We start from the raw sequence: 20,623 nt of genomic DNA on the forward strand, positions 1-20,623 counted from the left end.
CGTTGGGCACTTCCGGAGGTAGTGGGGACGGACTAATCTGACGAAAAAAACGGCATGGTGTATCGACGGTTCTGGGCGATCGTCGACACGCGCTATGCCGATACGCGCTCAGGCGTGCGTGAGGGGAAGAGTAGAGCGTGGCTATGACAGCCGGACCTCCCGAAGACCACGGCTTGCCCGAGACCGTCGGTCCCTACCGGATCCGTCGGCGGATCGGCCAGGGAGGGATGGGCGTTGTCTACCAGGGGCTGGACGAGAACGACGAACTCGTCGCCATCAAGGTGTTGCGCCCCGAGGTAGCCGGGGACGACATCGCGCGGGCACGGCTCGCGCGCGAGGTCGAGACCATGCGGCGGGTGCACAGCCGCAACGTCGCCGAGGTGCTCGCGGCCGACACCAACGCCCGCCGCCCCTGGGTCGTCACCGAGTACATCCCCGGGCCGACACTCGACGACACGGTCACCAACCACGGTCCGCTGCGGGGACGCGCGTTGACCCGCCTGGTGTCCGGCCTCGCCCAGGCCCTCAGCGACATCCACGACGCCGAGATCATCCACCGGGACCTCAAGCCCGGCAACGTGATCATCTCCAACGGTGAACCGATCGTCATCGACTTCGGTATCGCCCACGCGGTGGACAGCGCCAAGCTCACCCAGACCGGGACCTTCGTCGGCACGCCCAGCTACCTGTCGCCTGAGGTCATCGAGGGGTCGGACCTGAGCTCGGCGACCGACATCCACGCCTGGGGCGCCACCGTGGCATTCGCCGCCACAGGGAACGCCCCCTACGGCGCGGGCGCCTTCGAGGTCATCTTCTTCCGCATCCTGAACAGCGAGATCGACCTGTCGGGCATGCCCGACGAGTTGCAGCCGCTCGTACAGCGGGCGGTGTCGCGTGACCTCAGCCAGCGGCCCTCCGCGCGTCAACTCCTGGACTACACCGCCCGTCTCAACCTCGACCTACCGCTGCCCCCCGAGGCGCGGGGCGTGGCCGGCTTCACCGGCTCGCACACGGTGCACGGGGGTGCCCCCGGGGCCCCGCAGACCCCTGACGGCGCAGGAGCCGCGGGAGGCCTCGGCGCGGCCGGCGCCGCCGGAGCTGCCGGAGCTGCCGGGGCTGCCGGGGCGGCCGCCGCTGGAGCCGCCGGAGCGGCTGGGGCCGCCGCGGCGGGCGCCACGAGCGCGTGGGGCGGAGCCCCGGACGCGGCCGGCCGCCTCCGCCGGAGGACTCGCGCCCACCGGTGGAGCGGGCGAGACCCGCCAGGGCGAGGTCGCCCCACAGACCCGCATGGAACCCCAGGTTCCCGACGCCGACTCCGCGCCCGCGACCCAGGAACCCCCGCGCGACCCGGCGGCCGGGCCCCAGACGGCCTACTTCAACTCCACACTGCGCCCCGAGGCCTTCGAGGACCTGTTGCCCCCGGTGGAGGCACGTCAGCGCCCACAGCCGGCGCGGCGGGACGACGCCACCTCGCTCCAGGGCGAGTCCTACGACGACTCCGGCCAACCACAGCCCTACTTCGACCCCGACTTCGACAAGCGGGGACCGCGGCGGCTCCCGTCGCTCATCTTCATCCCGGTGCTGTTCATCCTGGTCGGGCTCGCGCAGATGCTCCCCTCGGTGGGGCTCATCCTCGGCCTGCTCGCCGTCTCCGTGCTTGGCTCGATGGACGTGGTGCGCAGTGACCACGCGCGGCGGCTGATGGAGCGGGGACCGCGCAGCAGCGACAACCTGGTCGTCGCGCTGAGTTTCCCGATGGCGTTCCTGCGCGTGGGCGGCAAGGCGTTGCTCTACGGCGCGGCCTATCTCCTCGGCGGGATTCTCGTCGGGATGATCATCGGGCTGTTGACCGACACGTTCAACCCCACATACGTGGGCGCCTACGCGGTGAGCATCGTCGTGCTGCTCAGCTTCGTCGGCCCCAACGCGGCCGGAGCGCGGCGGCAGGCGAACTCGTTGCTGGAGAACATCGGCATCAGCAACTTCTACGTCTACATCGGCCTCATCGTCGGTGTGTGCCTGCTCGCCTTCGGCGCCGTGGGCATCGGGATCACGGTGGCGCCGGACTGGCGGCCCATCCCCGACCCCGGTGGCTGGTTCGGCTGACCCACTCCTCGCTCCCTCCTGGGGAAGCACCGCCGTGCTCGAGGGCGGCGGCCTCCCGTTGGCGGGGCGGGGCACCCACCCTTGCTACTGGCGAGTAGCATCTGCGTAGTGTGGCGTGGACCTCCTTTAGGGAGCCCCCGCGCCTCTCGCGGGAGGCCTGTCTGTAAGCCTTAGGTCGAGACGAACCATCTCAGGGAGGATGGCCTGGCCATGAATATCGTCGTATTGGTCAAGCAGGTGCCGGATACGGAGAACGAGCGCACGCTCCGCGGCGACGACTTCACGTTGGATCGGGCCGGTTCCCAGGGCGTCCTGAACGAACTCTGTGAGTACGCCATCGAAGAGGCCATGCTCCAGAAGGAGAAGCACGGGGGAGAGGTCACCGTGCTGACCATGGGCCCCGAGCAGGCCACGGAGACCATCCGCAAGGCCCTGTCCATGGGCGCGGACAAGGCGATCCACCTCAGTGACGAGGGGCTGCACGGCTCGGACGCGCTGCAGAGCGCCTACGCCCTCGCCAAGGTGCTCGAGGGCCTGGAGTACGACGTCGTCATCATGGGCTCGGAGTCGACCGACGCCCGCACCGGCGTCCTCGGCGCCGCGCTCGCCGAGTACCTCGGGGTCGCTCAGCTCACCCAGGCGTCCAAGGTCGAGATCGACTCCGACGCGCGCAAGGCCACGGTGCGCCGTGTCACCGACGACGGTTACGCCGTGGTCGAGGCACAGTTGCCGGCCGTGGTTTCCGTGGTGGAGAAGATCAACGAGCCCCGGTATCCGTCCTTCAAGCTCATCATGCAGGCCAAGAAGAAGCCGGTGGAGACACTCGACCTCGCGGCCGCCAAGATCGACCCCGCGGAGGTCGGCCTCGCCGCCGCCGCGACCGCGGTGGCCGACGCCCAGCCGGCTCCCGCCCGTGGCGTGGGGACGGTCGTCGACGACGAGGGCAGCGGCGGCGCGAAGATCGCCGAGTTCCTCGCCTCCAAGAAGTTCCTCTGAGCGTCGCCGACAGGAAGGATCGCGAAACAATGGCTGAAGTCCTCGTCCTCGTCGACCACGCCGACGGAGAGGTCAAGAAGGTAACCCTGGAGCTGCTCACCGCGGCGCGGCGCGTCGGGACGCCCGCCGCCGTCTGGGTGGGGCCCGGGGTCGACGGCGCGTTGGAAACCCTCGCGGCCAACGGCGCCGAGCGGGTGTACGTGGCCGACGCCCCGGAGTTCGTCGACCACGTGGTGGTCCCCAGCGTCGAACTGTTGACGCAGCTCGTCACCGAGAAGGAACCGGCCGCGGTTCTCGTCTCGGCGACGGCGGAGAACAAGGAGATCGCGGCCCGCGCCGCGATCCGCACCGGCTCCGGGATCCTCACCGACGTCGTGGACCTGAACGCCGACCTCGTCGCGGAACACTCCATCTTCGGCGGGTCCACCGTCTCCCACGCCCGCGTCACCAAGGGCACGCCGTTCGTCGCCCTGCGCCCCAACGCCATTTCTGCCGAGCCCACCGCTGCCGCGGGGGAACGCGAGGACGTGACCGTGGAGCTCTCGGACGCCGCCACCGCGGTGCGTGTGGTTGAGCGGGTCGTGCAACAGCAAGGTGAGCGCCCCGATCTCTCCGAGGCGGGCATCGTGGTCAGTGGTGGCCGTGGCGTCGGCTCCGAGGACTTCTCCGTCGTCGAGGAACTCGCCGACGCCCTCGGTGCCGCGGTGGGAGCGTCCCGCGCCGCCACCGACGCCGGCTGGTACCCCCACCAGTTCCAGGTCGGGCAGACGGGCAAGACCGTGAGCCCCAACCTGTACATAGCCCTGGGCATCTCCGGCGCGATCCAACACCGCGCCGGGATGCAGACGTCGAAGAACATCGTCGCCGTCAACAAGGACCCCCAGGCGCCGATCTTCGAGCTCGCCGACTACGGCGTCGTGGGTGACCTCCACAAGGTCGCCCCCCAGCTCACCGAGGAGATCAAGAAGCGCAAGTGACGTCCGCGTCAAGCGGGGCCCACGGCGTGTGCCGTGGGCCCCGCTCGTCACTCCCGGAGGACCGGAGGTGTCCGGGAGCCAGCGGCCGTCGTCCAGGGTTACCGCGGCACTGTTCCGGTGGGGCCTCCTCGGTGGGGTTGCCTCGGAGGGAGAGCGATTCCGGCGGATAGACTGAGGCCGCCATGGCGTACCTGGATCACGCCGCCACGACCCCCATGCGGAGCGAAGTCGTCGCGGCCATGACGGAGCAGTTCGAGCGACTCGGCAACCCTTCCGCCCTCCATGGCGCGGGCCGTCAGGCGCGTCGGACCGTCGAAGAGGCTCGGGAGGCCCTCGCGGAGGCGCTGGGGGCCGATCCGAACGAGGTCATCTTCACCGCGGGTGGCACGGAGGCCGACAATCTCGCCGTCAAGGGGATCTACTGGGCGCGAAACGCCGCCGATCCCGCCCTGCGCCGTGTCCTCATCAGCTCCGTCGAGCACCACGCGGTGCTCGACACGGCGCGGTGGCTCGCCTCCCACCAGGGGGCGGTGTGCGAGGAACTGCCCGTCGACGCCCAGGGGCGGGTCACCCCCGACGTCCTACGGGCCGCCATCGAGCGCGCGCCGGAGGACGTCGCACTCGTGTCCGTCATGTGGGCGAACAACGAGGTCGGCACGGTCCAGCCCATCACGGAGCTGGCCGCCGTCGCCGAGGCCCACGGCATCCCCTTCCACAGTGACGCCGTGCAGGCGATAGGCCAACTACCGGTCCGGTTCGACGAGACGTCCGCCACGGCGCTCAGCATCTCGGGACACAAAACCGGCGGACCGATGGGCATCGGCGCCCTGCTGCTCCGACGGGGCGTGGACACCGTCCCCGTCCTCCACGGCGGCGGCCAGGAACGCGACATCCGCTCCGGAACGCTGCCCACTCCGCTGATCAGCGGGTTCGCGCACGCCGTCCAGCTCGCCACCCGGGAGCGGGAGGAACACGCCGCGCGGCTCACCGCGCTGCGCGAGAAGCTCGTCCAATCGGTCCTGGAGGCCGTCCCCGACGCGGTTCTCAACGGCGATCCGGTGGATCGCCTGCCGGGCAACGCGCACTTCTCGTTCCCCGAGTGCGAGGGGGATGCCCTGTTGATGCTGCTGGACGCCAACGGAGTCCAGTGCTCCACCGGCTCCGCCTGCGCGGCGGGAGTCGCCCAAGCCAGCCACGTGCTTCTCGCCATGGGCGCCCCCACCGAAATCGCCCGCTGCTCGCTGCGCTTCTCCCTGGGCCGCGACTCCACCCCCACCGACGTCGATGCCCTCGCCGCAGTGCTTCCCTCCGCCGTCAGCCGCGCCCGCCGCGCGCGGAGACGATAGCGATCGGAGGGGCCGCACTGAGGCTGACGCATCGAGGACACACCCTGTCCTCGAACCCTCCCAAGAGAGGCAGCAGACCAGCCCCCACGAGAACCCAGCCGCGCCCCACCCAAAAGCACAAGGGGGAGGCCCCCATGGCTCCGGCCAGGGCTTTTGTGGCACCGTGTTCCACGCGCGACGTCCGCCTAAGCGAAATGCCGGTTATGTCCAAGTTTCGAGAAGTGATGAATTCCGGTGCTTGTCGCTGGTAAATTCGCTGGCCATGTAGTGTCCGGTCCCCGCACGCGGGGATGGTCCCGCGCGGCGCATCGACTCATACCGCCCCGCGTAGTCCGGTCCCCGCACGCGGGGATGGTCCCGACACCGACAAGCCACGCACGCTCGACACGCAGTCCGGTCCCCGCGCGCGGGGATGGTCCCCCAGCATGTCGCGGTAGTAGCGGCCGATCCTCGTCCGGTCCCCGCGCGCGGGGATGGTCCCATCGCCGGCATGCTCGACAGCGCCCCCTAATGGTCCGGTCCCCGCGCGCGGGGATGGTCCCGCCTCGGTGTGGGCCGAGGGCGATGTGCTCGCGTGCGTTCCCCGCGCGGGGGCATCCACCTGGAAAGCCTCGGCCTCCGCCTGGGCGGTCCGGCTTTTCTGGCGCGCGTGGGGGTGCGCGCGGGCCGCTCCTCGGGGCGTCGTGTCGATTGTCATCTGGGATCTCGACCGTGTTGGGGGGTGGATCCTGCTAGGAAAGACAGGCAGGATCTCTCATTCGATGTGACATGGCCAGCCGCCGGTGTGGGGCATCGGGCTTCTGCGGTCGGGTGCGTTTTCGCCATCGGCTGGCTGTGGAGTGACGCCGTCTACGGAACGAGGTTCAGGGACACATGGGTTCTCGCGTAGTTGCGCTGGGGCACTATCAGCCGGCCCGGGTGCTCACCAATGATGATCTGGCGCGGATGGTCGAGACCAGCGACGAGTGGATTCGTAGCCGCGTCGGCGTGCGGACCCGGCACATCGCGGACGAGAACGAGTCGGTCGCCGACATGGCCGCGACGGCGGCGGGGAAGGCGTTGACCGGGGCTGGGCTGAGCGGGACCGACATCGACATGGTGGTGGTCGCGACGTGTACCGCGTGGGACCGGTCGCCCAACACGGCGGCTCGGGTGGCGCAGCGTCTCGGGGTCCCCGCGCCGGCCGCGATGGACGTCAACACGGCGTGCTCCGGGTTCCCGCACGCGTTGGCCGTCGCCGACCAGTCGATCTCGGCCGGGAACGCCACCCGGGCGTTGGTGATCGGGGTGGAGAAGCTGACGGACTTCGCCGACTGGACGGACCGCAGCACGTGTGTCCTCGTCGGCGACGGCGCCGGGGCGGCTGTCGTGGAGGCTTCAGACGAGCCGGGGGTCAGCCCCGTCGTGTGGGGGTCGGTGCCAGAGATGGGGCGCGCCGTGGTCATCGAACCTCCGTCCAACGTGCTCACGCAGGAGGGGCAGGCGGTGTTCCGCTGGGCCACCACCACACTGCCCGAGATCGCCCTCAAGGCCTGTGAGAAGGCCGGTGTCACCCCCGAGGAGCTGGGCGGCGTCGTGCTCCACCAGGCGAACCTGCGGATCATCGAGCCGATCGCGCGGAAGATCGGGGCGGTCAACGCGGTGGTCGCTCGGGACGTCCAGGAGTCCGGCAACACCTCGGCCGCGAGCATCCCGCTCGCGTTCTCCAAACTCGTGGAACGGGGCGAGATAGAGAAGGGCGCGCCGGTGTTGTTGTTCGGCTTCGGCGGCGGACTGTCCTATGCCGGTCAGGTGGTTCGCTGCCCCTGACCCAGCGCGGCAGGCCCGGCACCCACGCCCGTTCCTCCCTCCGTGTCCTCGAGCGCTAGCGGCCGAGGTTGCGCAGGAAGGGGCGGGCGAACTGGTTGATGGCTTCCCAATTGGGGTCGGTGAAGCTGCTGAGGGTCGCCCGCCCCTCCGGCCACTCGCTGAGGAGGTTCTCCAACGCGGGGAGGAGCTCGGCGTCAGGGTCGAGGTACAGGTGGTACTGCCGCTGGCCGCCCATCGTGCGCTGGGCCAGTACGGCGCCGTTGTCCGACAGGGTGGCCTGCATCGTGCGCTCGAAGTCCTTCAGGTGTTCTTCGGACTTCTCGGCGGGCAGCTTCTCGTTGGTCGGGTGGACGTAGGGCAGCGTCATCAGCACGTACAGCGTGAACTGCGGGAAGTCCCGGCGATGCAGGGGATAGCGCAGCCCGAGCTGGAACACGCCGGCCAGCGGTACCCGTCCCTGCGCCTTGAGCCACTTCACCCCACCCAGCGGGCCCATGAGCTGGTCGATCACCGAGCGCATGGCCGTCGGCTGCAGCGGGTCCAGCGGCTTCTCGGTGAGGGCACTCACCGAACCCACCCAGCGCACGGCGTCGTCCTCGCCCACGGCGAGGATCACGATGGTCCGCGCCAAGGTGTTGCGGGTGTCCTCGGGAAGGAACATGTTGTCGGGGTGGTACACGCCGACGTCGACCTTCATCGTGGCCTGGTCGGCGCGCAGGGACACGGTCGCGTGGCTGAGGTCCACGTCGTGGTTGTCGATGGCGAGCTGGGTCGCCAGCCGGTCGGGGTCCGGCTGGCGCGCGGGGTAGAAACGCCAGTCGCCGTCCGGGGGAGCGCTGCGCACCCACCGCTCGGCCAACACGCGTGCCGTGTCGTCCTCGCCGCCGGTCAGCGTCAACGCGTACTCGGCCGCGTCCTTCTCGGCGGCCTCGGGCTCCAACTCGATGTCCGCCGTGTCCAGGTCACCCAGCCGTGCCAGGTCCTCCAGCGCGGTGTCGCTCAGGTCCCCGATGTCCAGACCGGCCAACTCGGACCGGTCCAACTGGCCCGTACGGGAGAAGACCGGGGTGAGGCCCGCGTGGATGCGCTGCGCGAGTTCCCGCACACGCTGGGAAACGTCCTCGTTCACGGGGCGACCGGCGGCCAGGTCGACCGCCGCGGCGTCCCGAACCTCGGGCCACGCCGCCCAGAAGTCGGTGATCGCCCCCACGGGGTCCGATCCGGTGGAGGACGAGCGCCGACGACGGAACAGTGCCATGGAATCAATCTTGGCAGAAGACCGGGAGTGGACATTCACTGCGTCCACGCACCAAACCATTCGCCACGGCGCATAACCTGGTATGACTATGTCCCTGCGCATCCTCGCCGCCATGTCAGGCGGAGTCGACTCCGCGGTGGCGGCGGCCCGCGTCGCCGAAGCGGGCCATGACGTCACCGGTGTACATCTCGCCCTGTCCAAGAACCCGCAGTCCTACCGCACCGGTGCCCGCGGGTGTTGCACCGTGGAGGACTCCCGAGACGCCCGCCGCGCCGCCGACGTCATCGGTATCCCGTTCTACGTCTGGGACATGGCCGAGGAGTTCGAACGCGACGTCGTGCAGGACTTCGTGCAGTCCTATGCCGCCGGCGAGACACCAAACCCGTGCCTGCGGTGCAACGAGAAGATCAAGTTCGCCGCGGTGCTGGATCGCGCCATCGCCCTCGGCTTCGACGCCGTGTGCACCGGACACCACGTGCGCAAGATCGACGACCGGCTCGTGCGCAGTGTCGACGAGGGCAAGGACCAGTCCTACGTGTTGGGGGTCCTCACCCGCGAGCAGATCGCGCACGCCATGTTCCCCCTCGGTGACGTCACCAAGGCGGAGGTCCGCCAGGAAGCCGAGCGGCGCGGTCTCATGGTCGCCGACAAGCCGGACAGCCACGACATCTGCTTCATCGCCGACGGCGACACCGCCGGCTTCCTGAGCGACCGGCTCGGATCCCGCCCGGGCGCGGTCGTGGACTCCAGTGGGGAACAGGTCGGGTCGCACGACGGCGCGCACCAGTTCACCGTGGGCCAGCGCAAGGGCCTCAACCTCGGCGGGGCGGCCCAGCGCCGCTACGTGCTGTCGATCGAGCCGGTGAACAACACGGTCACGGTGGGGGAGCGGGACGAGCTCGCGGTCGACACCATCGTGGGGACGCGCCCGGTGTGGAGCGGAAGCGAGGCGTTCGCCAGCCCGCAGCCGTGCCGGGTGCAACTGCGTGCGCACGGCGAGACCCACGCCTGCCGGGCATGGGAGAGCGACGGCGAGCTCGTGGTCGAACTCGACGCCCCGGCCCACGGCGTCGCCCCGGGCCAGGCAGCCGTGCTGTACGACGCGGCCGACGAGTTCGTCCTCGGCTCGGCCACCATCATCCGGACCCAACGCCGCGAGCACACCCCGGCGTAGCCGACGGCCCGGGGGACAACACGTCGTCGCTCCTCGGCGCGGCGACGGACCGCCCGCGTCCATCGCGACAGCCCCCCAGGTCCCGTCGCCCGACCGGTCCTCGCCCGGGGCGCCGGTCCGTCCGTGGGCGCCCTCACCAGGACACACGCGTTCCGAAACGGTAGGACCCAATTCGGGAACCCAACGGGCGGCCCCACGCTCGCGCGCGGTGCGGCTCGGTACGGAGCGGTGCGGCCTGGACGAGTACCGGGAGCCAGGGAAGCGTCGGGAAGGGGCGGTCGCTTCGGCGCGCGCTGTGTGTCCCATCTGTCCCTCGGGTCGCTTGCGCGGGTGTTCGCGGGAAATTAGGTTAGCCTTATCAATGGTGCGATGGAGTGAGACGGCTCGGATCGGAGTGCCATGGAGTACGAGTTCATGGAGGGGTGGCCCCTGTGGACCGTCTACGTCTCACTCTTCGTCATCGTCTTCGCGCGGACCCAGGCCACCTACTGGATCGGACGTGGGGTGGGCGCCGGCGTCCGCCACACACGTCGCGGGAGGTCGTGGGCAACCGGCTGGATCGGGCCGAGAGCCTGATCAATCGGTTCGGGCCTCCCGTGGTGACCGTCGCCTACGTGACCGTGGGAATCCAGACCGCGATCCACCTCGCCGCAGGCGCGATGCGCATGCACTTCGTGCGCTACCTCCTGGCGATGATCCCGGGCTGTGCGATCTGGGCCGCGATCTACAGCCTCGGCGGGATGTACGTCGTCGCCGTCTGGTGGCGTACGTTCCTGGAGTCCCCGGGACTCGCCGTGGCGGTCGCCGTGGCCGCGCTGGCTGGAGCGGGCGCGTGGCTGTACTGGCGCCGACGCCGCGACACACACGCCGCTGACGAGCCCACCACCGAGCGCGAGCCCGCCGCCTCCTGACGTGAACACCGCGCGTCGCCGTGGGAGCCGAGTTCTCCGCGCACCGTCCGGCGCGGCGGCACGTCGACCACCACTCGCCCAGTAGCGCGCCCAGGAGTTTCGTCGCGGGGGCGGAACCTTCCCGTCACCCGAGACCGCGCGGCACCCGCCGAGCGGGTGCGAGCACGTGGTGGCGCCGAGGCGGAGCGTGCCGGGGAGACTAATGGCATCGCTAAGCTTCACGGCATGGGTGTGCAGAGTTTCCCGTGGCCTTCGATGTCCGTGACGGGTGTGGGTTCCTACCCCGGGGTGGATCCGGGCGAGGCCGCCCGCGTCGTGGCCGGTGAGTTGCCGGACCTGGTGCATCTCCCCGAGCTCCCCAACCGCGGGCCGGGCGCGGATTTGGTCGGTCGGGCCAGCGCCTTGCTGGTGGAGTTCCCGCTGGAGCTGTGGCCCAGTGGGTGGCGCGTCGCCGAACGGCCGGGGCGTGACACCCTCCGGGCGACGACCTACCTCTCCGCGGACCTGGACGCGTTCGAGGAACACACCCAGGGCTACACGGGCCTCGCCAAGATCCAGGTCGCGGGCCCGTGGACCCTCGCGGCCAGCGTCGAACTCCGCAACGGCGAACGCATGCTCTCCGACCCCGGAGCCGTGCGGGACCTGAACGAGTCGCTGGCGGAGGGACTGCGGGCGCATATCGAGAACGTGCGCCGGCGCCTGCCCCACGCGACACTCGTGGTGCAGGTCGACGAACCGGCCCTCACCGCCGTGCTGGACGGACGACTCCCCACCGCCAGCGGGTACTCCCGGCTTCGCCCCGTCGAGGAGCCGGTGGTCGAGGAACGCCTCCGCGAACTGTTCCGCCTCATCGACACCACGGGCGCTGTCCCGGTCGCGCACAGTTGCGCCGCCGGCGTCCCGATCGACCTCCTTCGGCGGGCCGAGGCCACCGCGCTGAGCCTCGACGCGACCCTCCTCACTCCCGACCACGACGAGGCGATCGGCACCGCTGTGGAGGGCGGGATGGGGCTGTGGCTCGGGGTGGTGGGCATCGGTGAAAATGAGGTCAATTCGTCGGCCGCCACGCCCTCACCTGCGACGGTACTGTCTCACCCTGCCGCTAGTGTCGATACTGTGCGGCGGATGTGGCACCGAATCGGCTTCGCACCGGAGACCCTCACCGAGGCCGTCGTCCTCACGCCGCGCTGTGGCCTCGCGGGGGCGTCAGCGCGCAACGCGCGGGCCGCGTTGGAGGCCGCGAGTGCCGCCGCACGAGTGTTGCGGGAGGACCCGGAAGGGTCCCTCGCGGGATAACCAGAAAGGGTGGGCACCGCAGTGAGCGCGGACAACGGGAGTGAGTTCGACACCGCGGAACGGACGAGCCACACGAACACGGCACCCGCACCGCCCTCGGGAGTCCGGGAGCGTCACGCCGAGCTGAGCCAGGATCTCGACGACTACAGCTACCGCTACTACCTCGGCAGCCCCATCGTCAGCGACGCCGAGTACGACGCCATGATGCGCGAACTCCAGGACCTGGAGAGCCGCTACCCCGACCTCCAGACTCCGGACTCGCCGACCCAGAAGGTCGGCGCCCCGATCAGCACCGACTTCGCGCCGGTACAGCACCTGGAGCGGATGGAGAGCCTGGACAACGCCTTCGACCGGGCGGAGTTCAGCGCCTGGATCCAACGCGCGTCCAACGAGGTCGCCATCGACGCGTTCCTGTGCGAACTCAAGATCGACGGCCTCGCCGTGGACCTGGTGTACGAGAACGGGCGCCTGGTGCGTGCCGCCACCCGCGGAGACGGGCGGGTCGGCGAGGACATTACCCCGAACCTCCGCACCATCGAGGCGGTGCCGACCCGGCTGGCCGGAGACAGGGTGCCGGAACTCCTTGAGGTCAGGGGCGAGGTCTTCCTGCCCGTCGCCGAATTCGAGGCGCTGAACGTCCGGCTCGGCGACGAGGGCAAGGCTCTCTTCGCCAACCCCCGCAACGCCGCCGCCGGCTCGTTGCGGCAGAAGGACCCACGGGTCGCCGCGCAGCGCCCCCTGAGCATGATCGCGCACGGGGTTGGCGCGCACACCGGCGTCACCTTCGACCGTCAGTCCCACGCCTACGAGATGCTCCGCGAATGGGGCCTGCCCATCAGCGACCGTTACCGCGTCGTCTCCACGGCGGACGAGGTGCACGCGTTCATCGACTACTACGCGGACAACCGCCATGAGCCGGCCTACCAGATCGACGGCGTCGTGGTGAAGGTGGACGACACCGCGACCCAACGCCGTCTGGGCTCCACGAGCCGCGCGCCCCGGTGGGCGATCGCCTACAAGTACGCCCCCGAGGAGGTCACCACGGAGCTCCTGGACGTCCGGGTGAACGTGGGGCGCACCGGGCGGGTCACTCCCTACGGGGTCATGCGTCCCGTGCACGTCGCCGGCTCGGAGGTCGAGTTCGCCACCCTGCACAACGCACAAGAAGTCGAGCGCAAGGGTGTCCTGATCGGCGACACCGTCGTGTTGCGCAAGGCGGGCGACGTGATCCCGGAGATCCTCGGGCCGGTTCCGGACAAGCGGGACGGAACAGAGCGTCCGTTCGTTATGCCAACCGAGTGCCCGGAGTGTGGCACGACGCTGCGTCGGATGAAGGAGGAGGACGTGGACATCCGTTGTCCCAACGCCCGCTCCTGCCCCGCCCAGCTCCGCGAGCGGCTTTTCTACCTCGCCGGACGTGCCGCGTTCGACATCGACGCCCTCGGTTATGAGGCCGCGACCGCGCTCACCAAACCGGACGAGCCGGCACGGCCTCCCCTCACCGACGAGGGCGACCTGTTCTCCCTCACCCCTGAGCAGCTCGCCAACGTCCGCATGTGGTGGGACGTCAAGCGCAAGGGCGAACTCACCGGCGAACGTGAACTGGTGTCGTTCTTCTACACCAAACCCACCGCCGCCCATCCGGACTCGGTTCCGACCAAGAACACCGAGAAACTGTTCGAGCAGCTTCGTGCGGTGCGAGATGTGCCACTGTGGCGCGTCCTGGTCGCCCTGTCCATTCGTCATGTCGGCCCCACGGCCGCCCAGGAGCTCGCGCGCCACTTCCGCGCCATGGACGCCATCTTCTCCGCGTCGGAGGAACAACTCGCGGCCGTGGACGGGGTGGGTCCCACGATCGCCCGCTCGCTTATCGAGTGGTACTCCGTGGACTGGCACCGCGACATCGTGGCGAAGTGGCGGGCAGCCGGGGTACGGATGCGGGACGAGGGCGCTGAGGGTCCCCGTCCCCTCGAGGGCACCACAGTGGTCATCACGGGGTCGCTGGAGGGGTACACCCGGGATTCCGCGAAGGAGGCCGTCCAGAATCTGGGGGGAAAGGTCTCCGGATCGGTGTCCAAGAAGACCGACTTCGTGGTGGCGGGCGACGCGCCGGGATCCAAGTACGACAAGGCTGTTGCGCTGGGGGTTCCCGTCCTCGACGAGGAAGGGTTCGTGACCCTGTTGGAGGAAGGAGCTGACGCCGCGCGCGGTGCCGCCCACGTCGGGGAATAACTTGACGTTGATGTCTGAAGACAGAAGGTAAGCACGCGCCGTAAGCTGGACGGTGGGGCGAGTCGACTGGCCTCCCAACGACGTGGGCCGGTCGACCTCCTCCTTCCCCCTTGACAGCTTGAGTCCCGGAGGCGGCCGTACGACGATGACGAACTCAACCGAGGCCCGGGACCTCGTCCCTCCCCGGGTCGGAACCCCGTTATGGCTGTACCTGACGGGTACGACCATCGCCGGGGCCGTCATGCTGGCCTTGGCCGTGTACTACTGGCTGGGCTCGACGGGCCTGGTCTACCTCGCCACGAACCCGCTCACCTGGGTTCTGCTCGGCCTGGTCATCATCGGGGAGTTGCGGCCGATCTCCACCACGCACCAGTTGGTGTCATCGACGGCCCCCACCTCGCTCCCCTTCTCGTTCGCCCTCGTCATCGCGGTGGGACTGCCCGCGGCGGCGTTGGTGCAGACGATCGCGACCGCGGCGGTCGGGGCGGCCCGTGGAGTGGGACCGCACCGCATCGGATTCACCGTCGCCCAGTACACGTTGGGCTTCGGCGTCGCCGACGCGGTCCTGCGCCTGCTGGAGCCCTCGGCGGCCAGCTTCATGTGGGTCCCCGAGACGTGGGCCGACCTGCTCGCGGTGGCGGCGGCCGCGGCCACCTACTTCGTGGTCACCCTCCTCATCGGGGACTGCGGCGAGGCCATGCACCTGCGCCAACCCCTGACCCACGTGCTGCGCGCCGGCCTCGGCCAGCGCGTCTTCACCGCGAGCGTGCTACTGAGCCTTGCCCCGCTGGTGGCGGTGACCATGGCCTGGTCGGTGTGGCTGGTGCCGCTGTTCCTCTTCCCCCTCGCCGCGCTGCACAGCAGCGCGATTCTCTCGGTGAAGCGGGAGCACCAGGCCAACCACGACGAACTGACCGGACTCGCCAACCGCAAGCTCCTCAACGCACGTGCCGAAGCGGCCCTGCAGGAGGCACGCCGTCTGGACCACCTGGTCGGTCTCCTGCTGCTGGACCTGGACCGGTTCAAGGAGGTCAACGACACCCTCGGGCACCCCACGGGTGACCGTCTGCTGCGGGCGGTGGCCCACCGGCTCACCCAGTCGGTCCGTCCCGGTGATCTCGTCGCCCGTCTCGGCGGCGACGAGTTCGCGGTACTACTGCCCCACGTGCGGGACTCCCTCTCCGCGCGTGAGGTGGCGGCCCGGCTGCGGGTCGCGCTCGCCGAACCCATCCGCCTGGAGGGCATGGACTTCGACCTCGAGGCCAGCGTCGGCATCGCGCTGTACCCCGAACACGCGGCCGACTTCGAGCTGCTGCTGCAGCGGGCCGACGTCGCGATGTACGTCGCGAAGACCCGGCGCACCGGGGTCGAGTCCTACTCCGCGCAGAAGGACCACAACTCGGCGGCCCGCCTGAGCCTGTTCAGTGAACTCCGCCGTGCGCTGGTCGAGGACGAGCTGGAGATGTTGTACCAGCCCACACTCGGTCTCGCGGAGAACCGGCCGGTCGGCCTGGAAGCCCTGGTCCGCTGGCGTCACCCCCGCCGCGGACTGCTGCGTCCGGAGGAGTTCATCACCCTGGTCGAGCAGTCCTACGTGGTGCGCAGCTTCACCCAGGAGATTCTCAACCAGACCCTGCCGCAGGTCGCCCGATGGTGGCGGGAGGGTCTCCGCGTCCCCGTCGCCATCAACTTCTGCGCCCGGGAGCTCCTCGACCCGACCCTCCCCGACGTGATCGCCGCCGGGCTACGCCGCCACAGCGTGCCACCCGAGGCGATCCGCCTGGAGATCAGTGAACGCATCCTCGTCACCGAGCACGCCGCCGTGCTTCCCAACCTCCTCGCCCTGTCCCACATGGGACTCCACCTCACCCTCGACGACTTCGGGACCGGGCACTTCACCCTGTCCCAACTCCCCGGCCTCCCCATCAACGAAGTGAAGATCGACGGTTCGCTCGTGGGCCGCATCGCCGACGCGACCGGTGGACACGCCATCGTCGTCTCGGTCGTGGACCTCCTGGGAACCCTCGGCATGCGCGTCGTCGCCGAAGGGGTCGAGGACGTGCGCGTGGCCGACGCCCTCCGCGACATCGGTTGCTACGCCGCCCAAGGCGACTTCTTCAGCCACCCCCTGGCCGCCTCCGAGGTCCGCCACTGGATGGACCACCACGCCTCCAACTCCGGCCACCGCGAACTCCCCGGCTCCTCGATCGCGTGACCACGGCTCCTCGCCTCCCCGGTCGGGGAGGCGAGGAGCCGCTCGTTCAGGTGGGGAGAGTGTGGGGTGCGCCCCGAACTCGGGACGAATGGCCGCGGGTCCACGCGAGCGGGTTCCACCTTCGATCCATCCGTGGCTCAACCCGGGTGCGCGCGCGAGCGTGCGGTCACTCCCCAATGACGGGGGAGTCCACCATCCGTCCAGAGTCGCGGTGGGCGCCCGCGTCGCCAAGGTTCACCCTGGGCACGCTTCCTGGTTCTTCGATGAGGTGATCGTGCGGCTCCGTCCTCCCTGCCCGGGGCGGGGAGAGGACGTTCGCTGGAGTGGTGGTCTCGGGGTGGATGCCGGGTGGTGGGACCGGACCGTCACGCCCCACCGTCCGTGGACAGCCGAGCCCTCGGCGTGGAGCGGGTGGCCCGCGCCGGCTACGGACGAACGCGGGAGGCGGTGCGCGGCGGGTTGTCCCGACGAGCGGGGGCGCCCCCCGGCTGACGCTCGCGCGTTGGACCGAACACGTCGGCGCATGGTCGGTCCGATCGATGCGGAGGAAGGCGACCGGGTGAACGGTCGGGACGCGTGGACTCGTTGGACGCACACCACGTCTGCCCCGCACGTGAGGGGGAGGGTGCGCGGAACGCACCGTGTCCTCGGGCGGGCACGGTCGTGGGTGAACACGCTCTAGGATTGAGGGGCGCTCCAGACCGAGACAGCAGTATCCCTGAAGCAGTGTCCCTGAAAAGATGTGGTTTCTGATGCCCGCCATCACCCGCGATGAGGTCGCTCACCTCGCCCGGCTATCGCGGCTCGCGCTGCCGCCGGAGGAACTCGATACCCTCGCGTCCCAACTGGACGTGATCATTTCTTCGGTGGCCAAGGTGCAAGAGGTCGCGACGAGCGACATCCCGCCCAGCTCCCACGCGTTGCCGCTGGAGAACGTCGAACGGGTCGATGAGGTCCAGCCGGGCCTGAACCAGGAGCAGGCGCTCTCCGGGGCGCCCGCGGTCGAGGACGGCCGGTTCCGAGTGCCGCGGATCCTGGAGGAGGAAGCGTGAGTGACGTACTGGGGCACGCTGACCCCGCGGTGATCCGGATGAGCGCCGCCCAACTGGGCCGCGCCATCGCGGCGGGCGAAATCTCGGCCGTGGACGCCACCCGCGCCTATCTCGCGCGCATCGGCCAGGTCGAGTCCGACATCAACGCCTACCTCCACGTCGACGCCGAGGGCGCGCTGGAGCAGGCACGCCAAGTCGACGAGCAGCGTGCCGCTGGTGCCCAAATGGGCCCGCTCGCCGGCGTTCCCGTCGCCCACAAGGACATCTTCGCGACGAAGGGGGTTCCCACCACCGCCGGGTCGAAGATCCTGCACGGCTGGGTTCCGCCCTACGACGCCACCGTCACCGCGCGGCTGCGTGCCGCCGGCATGGTCATCCTGGGCAAGACGAACCTCGACGAGTTCGCCATGGGGTCCTCCACGGAGAACTCCGCCTTCGGCCCCACCCGCAACCCCTGGGACACCACGCGAATCCCCGGCGGCTCCTCGGGCGGTTCCTCCGCCGCCGTCGCGGCATTCGCCGCCCCGCTGGCCACCGGCACCGACACCGGCGGCTCCATCCGGCAGCCAGCCGCCGTCTGCGGCCTTGTCGGCGGGAAGCCGACCTACGGCAGCTCCTCCCGCTACGGGTTGATCGCCTTCGCGTCCTCGCTCGACACCCCCGGCCCGTTCGCCCGGGACGTGCTGGACGCGGCGCTGCTGCACGAGGCGTTCTCGGGCTACGACCCGCGGGACTCCACGTCGATCGACCGTCCGGTTCCGCCGGTGGTGCAGGCGGCCCAACGCACCGACGTGTCCGACCTGCGGATCGGTGTAGTGCGTGAACTCGGGGGCGAGGGCTACCAGGCGGGTGTGCTGCAGCGGTTCAACGAGACCGTCGCACTGTTGGAGTCGCTGGGAGCGAAGGTCGTCGAGGTCTCCTGCCCGAGCTTCGACACCGCGCTCGCCGCGTACTACCTGATCGCGCCGAGCGAGGCTTCCTCCAACCTGGCGCGGTTCGACGCCATGCGCTACGGGCTGCGCGTCGGCGACGACGGCACCCGCAGTGCGGAGGACGTCATGTCGCTGACCCGCGCCGAGGGCTTCGGCCCGGAGGTGAAGCGGCGCATCATCCTCGGCACCTACGCCCTGTCCAGCGGCTACTACGACGCCTACTACGGCTCGGCGCAGCAGGTGCGGACGCTGATCAAGCGGGACTTCGACGCCGCGTTCGAGGACGTGGACGTGCTGATCTCGCCGTCGACGCCGACCACCGCGTTCCCGATCGGGGAGCGGACCGACGACCCGATGGCCATGTATCTCGCCGACCTGTGCACCATCCCGACCAACCTGGCGGGAAACGCCGCGCTGTCGGTCCCCTGCGGTCTCGCCCCCGAGGACAACCTCCCGGTGGGAATCCAGGTCATGGCCCCGGCGATGCGCGACGACCGTGCCTACCAGGTGGGTGGCGCGATCGAGGCCGCGCTGCGCGACACCTGGGGCGGGGACCTCCTGTCCCGCAGCCCCTACGCCCCGGCGTAGCGCGACACCGTCTCCGAGGAGGGGGCCGCCGACCCGGGTCGGCGGCCCCCTCCTCCTTTGGGTCCGGGCCTTCGGTCCGCCTCACCGCGCGGAACGCCGCGTCCAGGTGGCGGCGAGCGGGCATGACGCGTCCGACGGGCCGACCGGGACCACGAACACGAACTGGGGCCCCGGACTCAGTCCGAGGCCCCAGCTCTGCGATGGAGCCGTCAGGGACGGCCACACCGATGCGTCCTACACGGTCCTAGCCCTGGACAGGCAGACCGCCACGGCGCTTGCGCGCCAGGTACAGCGCCAGACCGCCACCGCCCAGGGCGACGACCGCGGCGATGATCAGGCCGGTCAGTGTGGAACCGGTGACCGGAAGACCGCCCTCGTTGTCGTCCTCCGGCTTGCCGCCCTCGTCCTCCTCGGGCGGGGTCTCCTTGTCGTCCTCCGGGGGAGCGGTTTCGTCGTCCTCCGGCGGCGGAGGGGTCTCCTCGTCGTCGTCCGGCGGCGGGGTTTCGGTGTCGTCGGGAGCGCCGTCCCAGGAGATGGTCGCCGCGGCCTCGGCCACGTGGGCGTCGCCCTCGGCCGTGATCAGCGTCTGGGTCTCCTCGGTCTCGCCCTTGAAGAGCCGGCCGACCTCTGTGCTTTCCGAGACCGAACCCGAGATCGTCGCCTCGCCCGGCTCGGCGTCCTCCGGAACGAGCACGCCGAAGGTGTCACCGTCGTCGACGGTGGCGATCGGCTCGCCGTCCAGGTCCACCAGCTCCAGGCCCTCGGGGCCCTCGAGGTCCAGCGGAACACCGGAGCGGTTGGTGCTCACCTCGAACGCGCCGACGATCTCACCGGCCGTACCCGACGCCTCGTCCGGGTCGATGGCGAGCGTAGGCTCCTCACCGTCGGACTGGGGCAGGTCCTGCGCGTTCTCGACCAGGTAGTCGTAGACCGCGGTGACGTTCGGCTGGTCCTCCTTCGGGTCCAGGTCCTTGCCGTTGCTGTAGTGCCAGATGGCGGCCTGGGTACCGGAGAGGGCGTCCTTGTCCGTCAGCTCCTCGGCGTCGGTGCGGTTCTCCAGCTCCTCCACACCCACCTGCGGGTAGGAGTTCTGCAGGATCCAGTGGACCTTGCCGGCCTCGGCCTCGAAGTCGCCGCGACCGGGGTAGTTCGCCCAGTCGTCCTCGATGTAGGACGTACGACGGATGGGAGTGTCGTAGTCGATGCAGTAGGTGCGAAGGGTCTCGCCCGTGTCGAGCTTGAGGTCGAAGATCTGGGCGGTGATGGAGCCGCCGCCCATGGTGATGGCGTGGCCGACTTCGCCGTTGCCTTCGTACTCACCGGTGACTGGATCGGCGAACGCGGGGGAAGCACTCAGCCCGAACATGAGCGCGGATGCCGTCAGCGCGCTGAACGCGCGGCGTCCCCAACGGGAACGCGTGGCAGAAGAAGTAGTCATTGAGTGACGTCCATGCGGATGTAGGGGGTAAACGGAAACGGAGCGCACACCTGAAGAGCAGGGGTAGGTTGCGCTACGGCGCCACAGGCGAACTTCACGTCGGCCCGGCGCCAACGGTGATCACCTTGGGTGATCAATCCGCCGACATAGATTCAACTACCGCAACGCCAGATGCTAGCGCCCCAGTTACCCCGATCCAACCACTTCGCCGGAATCACTGGAAAACTCCGTGTGACGACGGTAACGGTCTCACCATCCGGGTTCGTAGCGCTCCGTAGCGTGGCGCTGTGCCC

At 69.8% G+C, this 20,623-nt stretch carries 15 protein-coding genes, 1 pseudogene and 1 CRISPR repeat array; of the genes and pseudogenes, 14 read left to right on the top strand and 2 right to left on the bottom strand.

Going from position 1 to position 20,623, the window contains the following annotated elements:
- Nucleotides 1–227: 227 nt before the first annotated feature.
- The 6 genes and pseudogenes from J4H86_RS23055 to J4H86_RS23080 all read left to right on the top strand — a co-directional run.
- Nucleotides 228–875: pseudogene (locus tag J4H86_RS23055) on the top strand (serine/threonine-protein kinase); the annotation flags it as partial.
- Nucleotides 876–1,023: 148 nt separating this feature from the next.
- Complete coding sequence (locus J4H86_RS23060) at nucleotides 1,024–2,106, top strand: hypothetical protein (RefSeq protein WP_236544207.1); 1,083 nt, start codon at nucleotides 1,024–1,026, stop codon at nucleotides 2,104–2,106.
- A 210-nt stretch (nucleotides 2,107–2,316) separates the two neighbouring features.
- The gene (locus tag J4H86_RS23065; protein WP_236540292.1) at nucleotides 2,317–3,102 is read left to right on the top strand and encodes an electron transfer flavoprotein subunit beta/FixA family protein; all 786 of its coding nucleotides are present in this window, start codon (nucleotides 2,317–2,319) and stop codon (nucleotides 3,100–3,102) included.
- Nucleotides 3,103–3,131: 29 nt separating this feature from the next.
- On the top strand, nucleotides 3,132–4,079 hold the full coding sequence (locus J4H86_RS23070) for an electron transfer flavoprotein subunit alpha/FixB family protein (protein WP_236540294.1): 948 nt from the start codon (nucleotides 3,132–3,134) through the stop codon (nucleotides 4,077–4,079).
- Between the two features lie 182 nt (nucleotides 4,080–4,261).
- Entirely contained in the window at nucleotides 4,262–5,425 is a 1,164-nt protein-coding gene (locus J4H86_RS23075) for a cysteine desulfurase family protein (protein WP_236540295.1), read from the top strand.
- A 269-nt stretch (nucleotides 5,426–5,694) separates the two neighbouring features.
- A CRISPR array of direct repeats spans nucleotides 5,695–5,967; the repeat unit is 29 nt; unit sequence GTCCGGTCCCCGCGCGCGGGGATGGTCCC.
- Between the two features lie 331 nt (nucleotides 5,968–6,298).
- Nucleotides 6,299–7,234 (top strand): beta-ketoacyl-ACP synthase III, encoded by a 936-nt coding sequence (locus J4H86_RS23080; protein WP_236540297.1) that lies wholly within the window; start codon nucleotides 6,299–6,301, stop codon nucleotides 7,232–7,234.
- A 55-nt stretch (nucleotides 7,235–7,289) separates the two neighbouring features.
- Here the strand turns inward: J4H86_RS23080 and J4H86_RS23085 are convergent, their stop codons facing one another.
- Nucleotides 7,290–8,492, bottom strand: coding sequence for a DUF695 domain-containing protein (locus J4H86_RS23085; RefSeq protein ID WP_236540298.1), 1,203 nt, complete (start codon nucleotides 8,490–8,492; stop codon nucleotides 7,290–7,292).
- 88 nt (nucleotides 8,493–8,580) lie between these two features.
- On the opposite strand from J4H86_RS23085, the gene mnmA reads away from it, so the two are divergent.
- The 8 genes from mnmA (at nucleotide 8,581) to gatA (ending at nucleotide 18,892) form a co-directional block, all read left to right on the top strand.
- Nucleotides 8,581–9,666 (top strand): tRNA 2-thiouridine(34) synthase MnmA, encoded by a 1,086-nt coding sequence (gene mnmA, locus J4H86_RS23090; protein WP_236540300.1) that lies wholly within the window; start codon nucleotides 8,581–8,583, stop codon nucleotides 9,664–9,666.
- A 399-nt stretch (nucleotides 9,667–10,065) separates the two neighbouring features.
- Entirely contained in the window at nucleotides 10,066–10,242 is a 177-nt protein-coding gene (locus J4H86_RS23095; protein ID WP_236540301.1) for a hypothetical protein, read from the top strand.
- Entirely contained in the window at nucleotides 10,209–10,577 is a 369-nt protein-coding gene (locus J4H86_RS23100) for a DedA family protein (RefSeq protein WP_236540303.1), read from the top strand. The genes J4H86_RS23095 and J4H86_RS23100 overlap by 34 nt, the downstream gene beginning before the upstream one ends.
- A 225-nt stretch (nucleotides 10,578–10,802) precedes the next feature.
- Entirely contained in the window at nucleotides 10,803–11,873 is a 1,071-nt protein-coding gene (locus J4H86_RS23105; RefSeq protein ID WP_236540304.1) for a methionine synthase, read from the top strand.
- Between the two features lie 123 nt (nucleotides 11,874–11,996).
- Nucleotides 11,997–14,105: an NAD-dependent DNA ligase LigA gene (gene ligA / locus J4H86_RS23110; protein ID WP_394356530.1), complete on the top strand. Its 2,109-nt coding sequence runs from the start codon at nucleotides 11,997–11,999 to the stop codon at nucleotides 14,103–14,105.
- A gap of 145 nt (nucleotides 14,106–14,250) precedes the next feature.
- A complete protein-coding gene (locus J4H86_RS23115; protein WP_236540308.1) occupies nucleotides 14,251–16,320 on the top strand; it encodes a putative bifunctional diguanylate cyclase/phosphodiesterase in 2,070 nt (689 codons plus the stop codon).
- 752 nt (nucleotides 16,321–17,072) lie between these two features.
- Nucleotides 17,073–17,372, top strand: a complete 300-nt coding sequence (gene gatC / locus J4H86_RS23120) for an Asp-tRNA(Asn)/Glu-tRNA(Gln) amidotransferase subunit GatC (protein WP_236540310.1) — start codon at nucleotides 17,073–17,075, stop codon at nucleotides 17,370–17,372.
- A gap of 38 nt (nucleotides 17,373–17,410) precedes the next feature.
- Nucleotides 17,411–18,892: an Asp-tRNA(Asn)/Glu-tRNA(Gln) amidotransferase subunit GatA gene (gene gatA / locus J4H86_RS23125; RefSeq protein ID WP_236544138.1), complete on the top strand. Its 1,482-nt coding sequence runs from the start codon at nucleotides 17,411–17,413 to the stop codon at nucleotides 18,890–18,892.
- 244 nt (nucleotides 18,893–19,136) lie between these two features.
- Here gatA and J4H86_RS23130 read toward each other — a convergent pair whose 3' ends face one another.
- Nucleotides 19,137–20,330, bottom strand: coding sequence for a thioester domain-containing protein (locus J4H86_RS23130; protein WP_236540312.1), 1,194 nt, complete (start codon nucleotides 20,328–20,330; stop codon nucleotides 19,137–19,139).
- Nucleotides 20,331–20,623 lie beyond the last annotated feature (293 nt).

The organism is Spiractinospora alimapuensis (assembly GCF_018437505.1).
GTDB classification, from domain to species: domain Bacteria; phylum Actinomycetota; class Actinomycetes; order Streptosporangiales; family Streptosporangiaceae; genus Spiractinospora; species Spiractinospora alimapuensis.

Bases quoted from the DNA above. Each gene is read 5' to 3' on its own strand.
- J4H86_RS23070 (WP_236540294.1), top strand. From the start codon at position 3,132: ATGGCTGAAGTCCTCGTCCTCGTCGACCACGCCGACGGAGAGGTCAAG.
- J4H86_RS23130 (WP_236540312.1), bottom strand. From the start codon at position 20,330: ATGACTACTTCTTCTGCCACGCGTTCCCGTTGGGGACGCCGCGCGTTC.
- gatC (WP_236540310.1), top strand. From the start codon at position 17,073: ATGCCCGCCATCACCCGCGATGAGGTCGCTCACCTCGCCCGGCTATCG.
- mnmA (WP_236540300.1), top strand. From the start codon at position 8,581: ATGTCCCTGCGCATCCTCGCCGCCATGTCAGGCGGAGTCGACTCCGCG.
- J4H86_RS23065 (WP_236540292.1), top strand. From the start codon at position 2,317: ATGAATATCGTCGTATTGGTCAAGCAGGTGCCGGATACGGAGAACGAG.
- J4H86_RS23115 (WP_236540308.1), top strand. From the start codon at position 14,251: ATGACGAACTCAACCGAGGCCCGGGACCTCGTCCCTCCCCGGGTCGGA.
- J4H86_RS23095 (WP_236540301.1), top strand. From the start codon at position 10,066: ATGGAGTACGAGTTCATGGAGGGGTGGCCCCTGTGGACCGTCTACGTC.
- gatA (WP_236544138.1), top strand. From the start codon at position 17,411: ATGAGCGCCGCCCAACTGGGCCGCGCCATCGCGGCGGGCGAAATCTCG.
- J4H86_RS23085 (WP_236540298.1), bottom strand. From the start codon at position 8,492: ATGGCACTGTTCCGTCGTCGGCGCTCGTCCTCCACCGGATCGGACCCC.
- J4H86_RS23075 (WP_236540295.1), top strand. From the start codon at position 4,262: ATGGCGTACCTGGATCACGCCGCCACGACCCCCATGCGGAGCGAAGTC.
- J4H86_RS23105 (WP_236540304.1), top strand. From the start codon at position 10,803: ATGGGTGTGCAGAGTTTCCCGTGGCCTTCGATGTCCGTGACGGGTGTG.
- J4H86_RS23080 (WP_236540297.1), top strand. From the start codon at position 6,299: ATGGGTTCTCGCGTAGTTGCGCTGGGGCACTATCAGCCGGCCCGGGTG.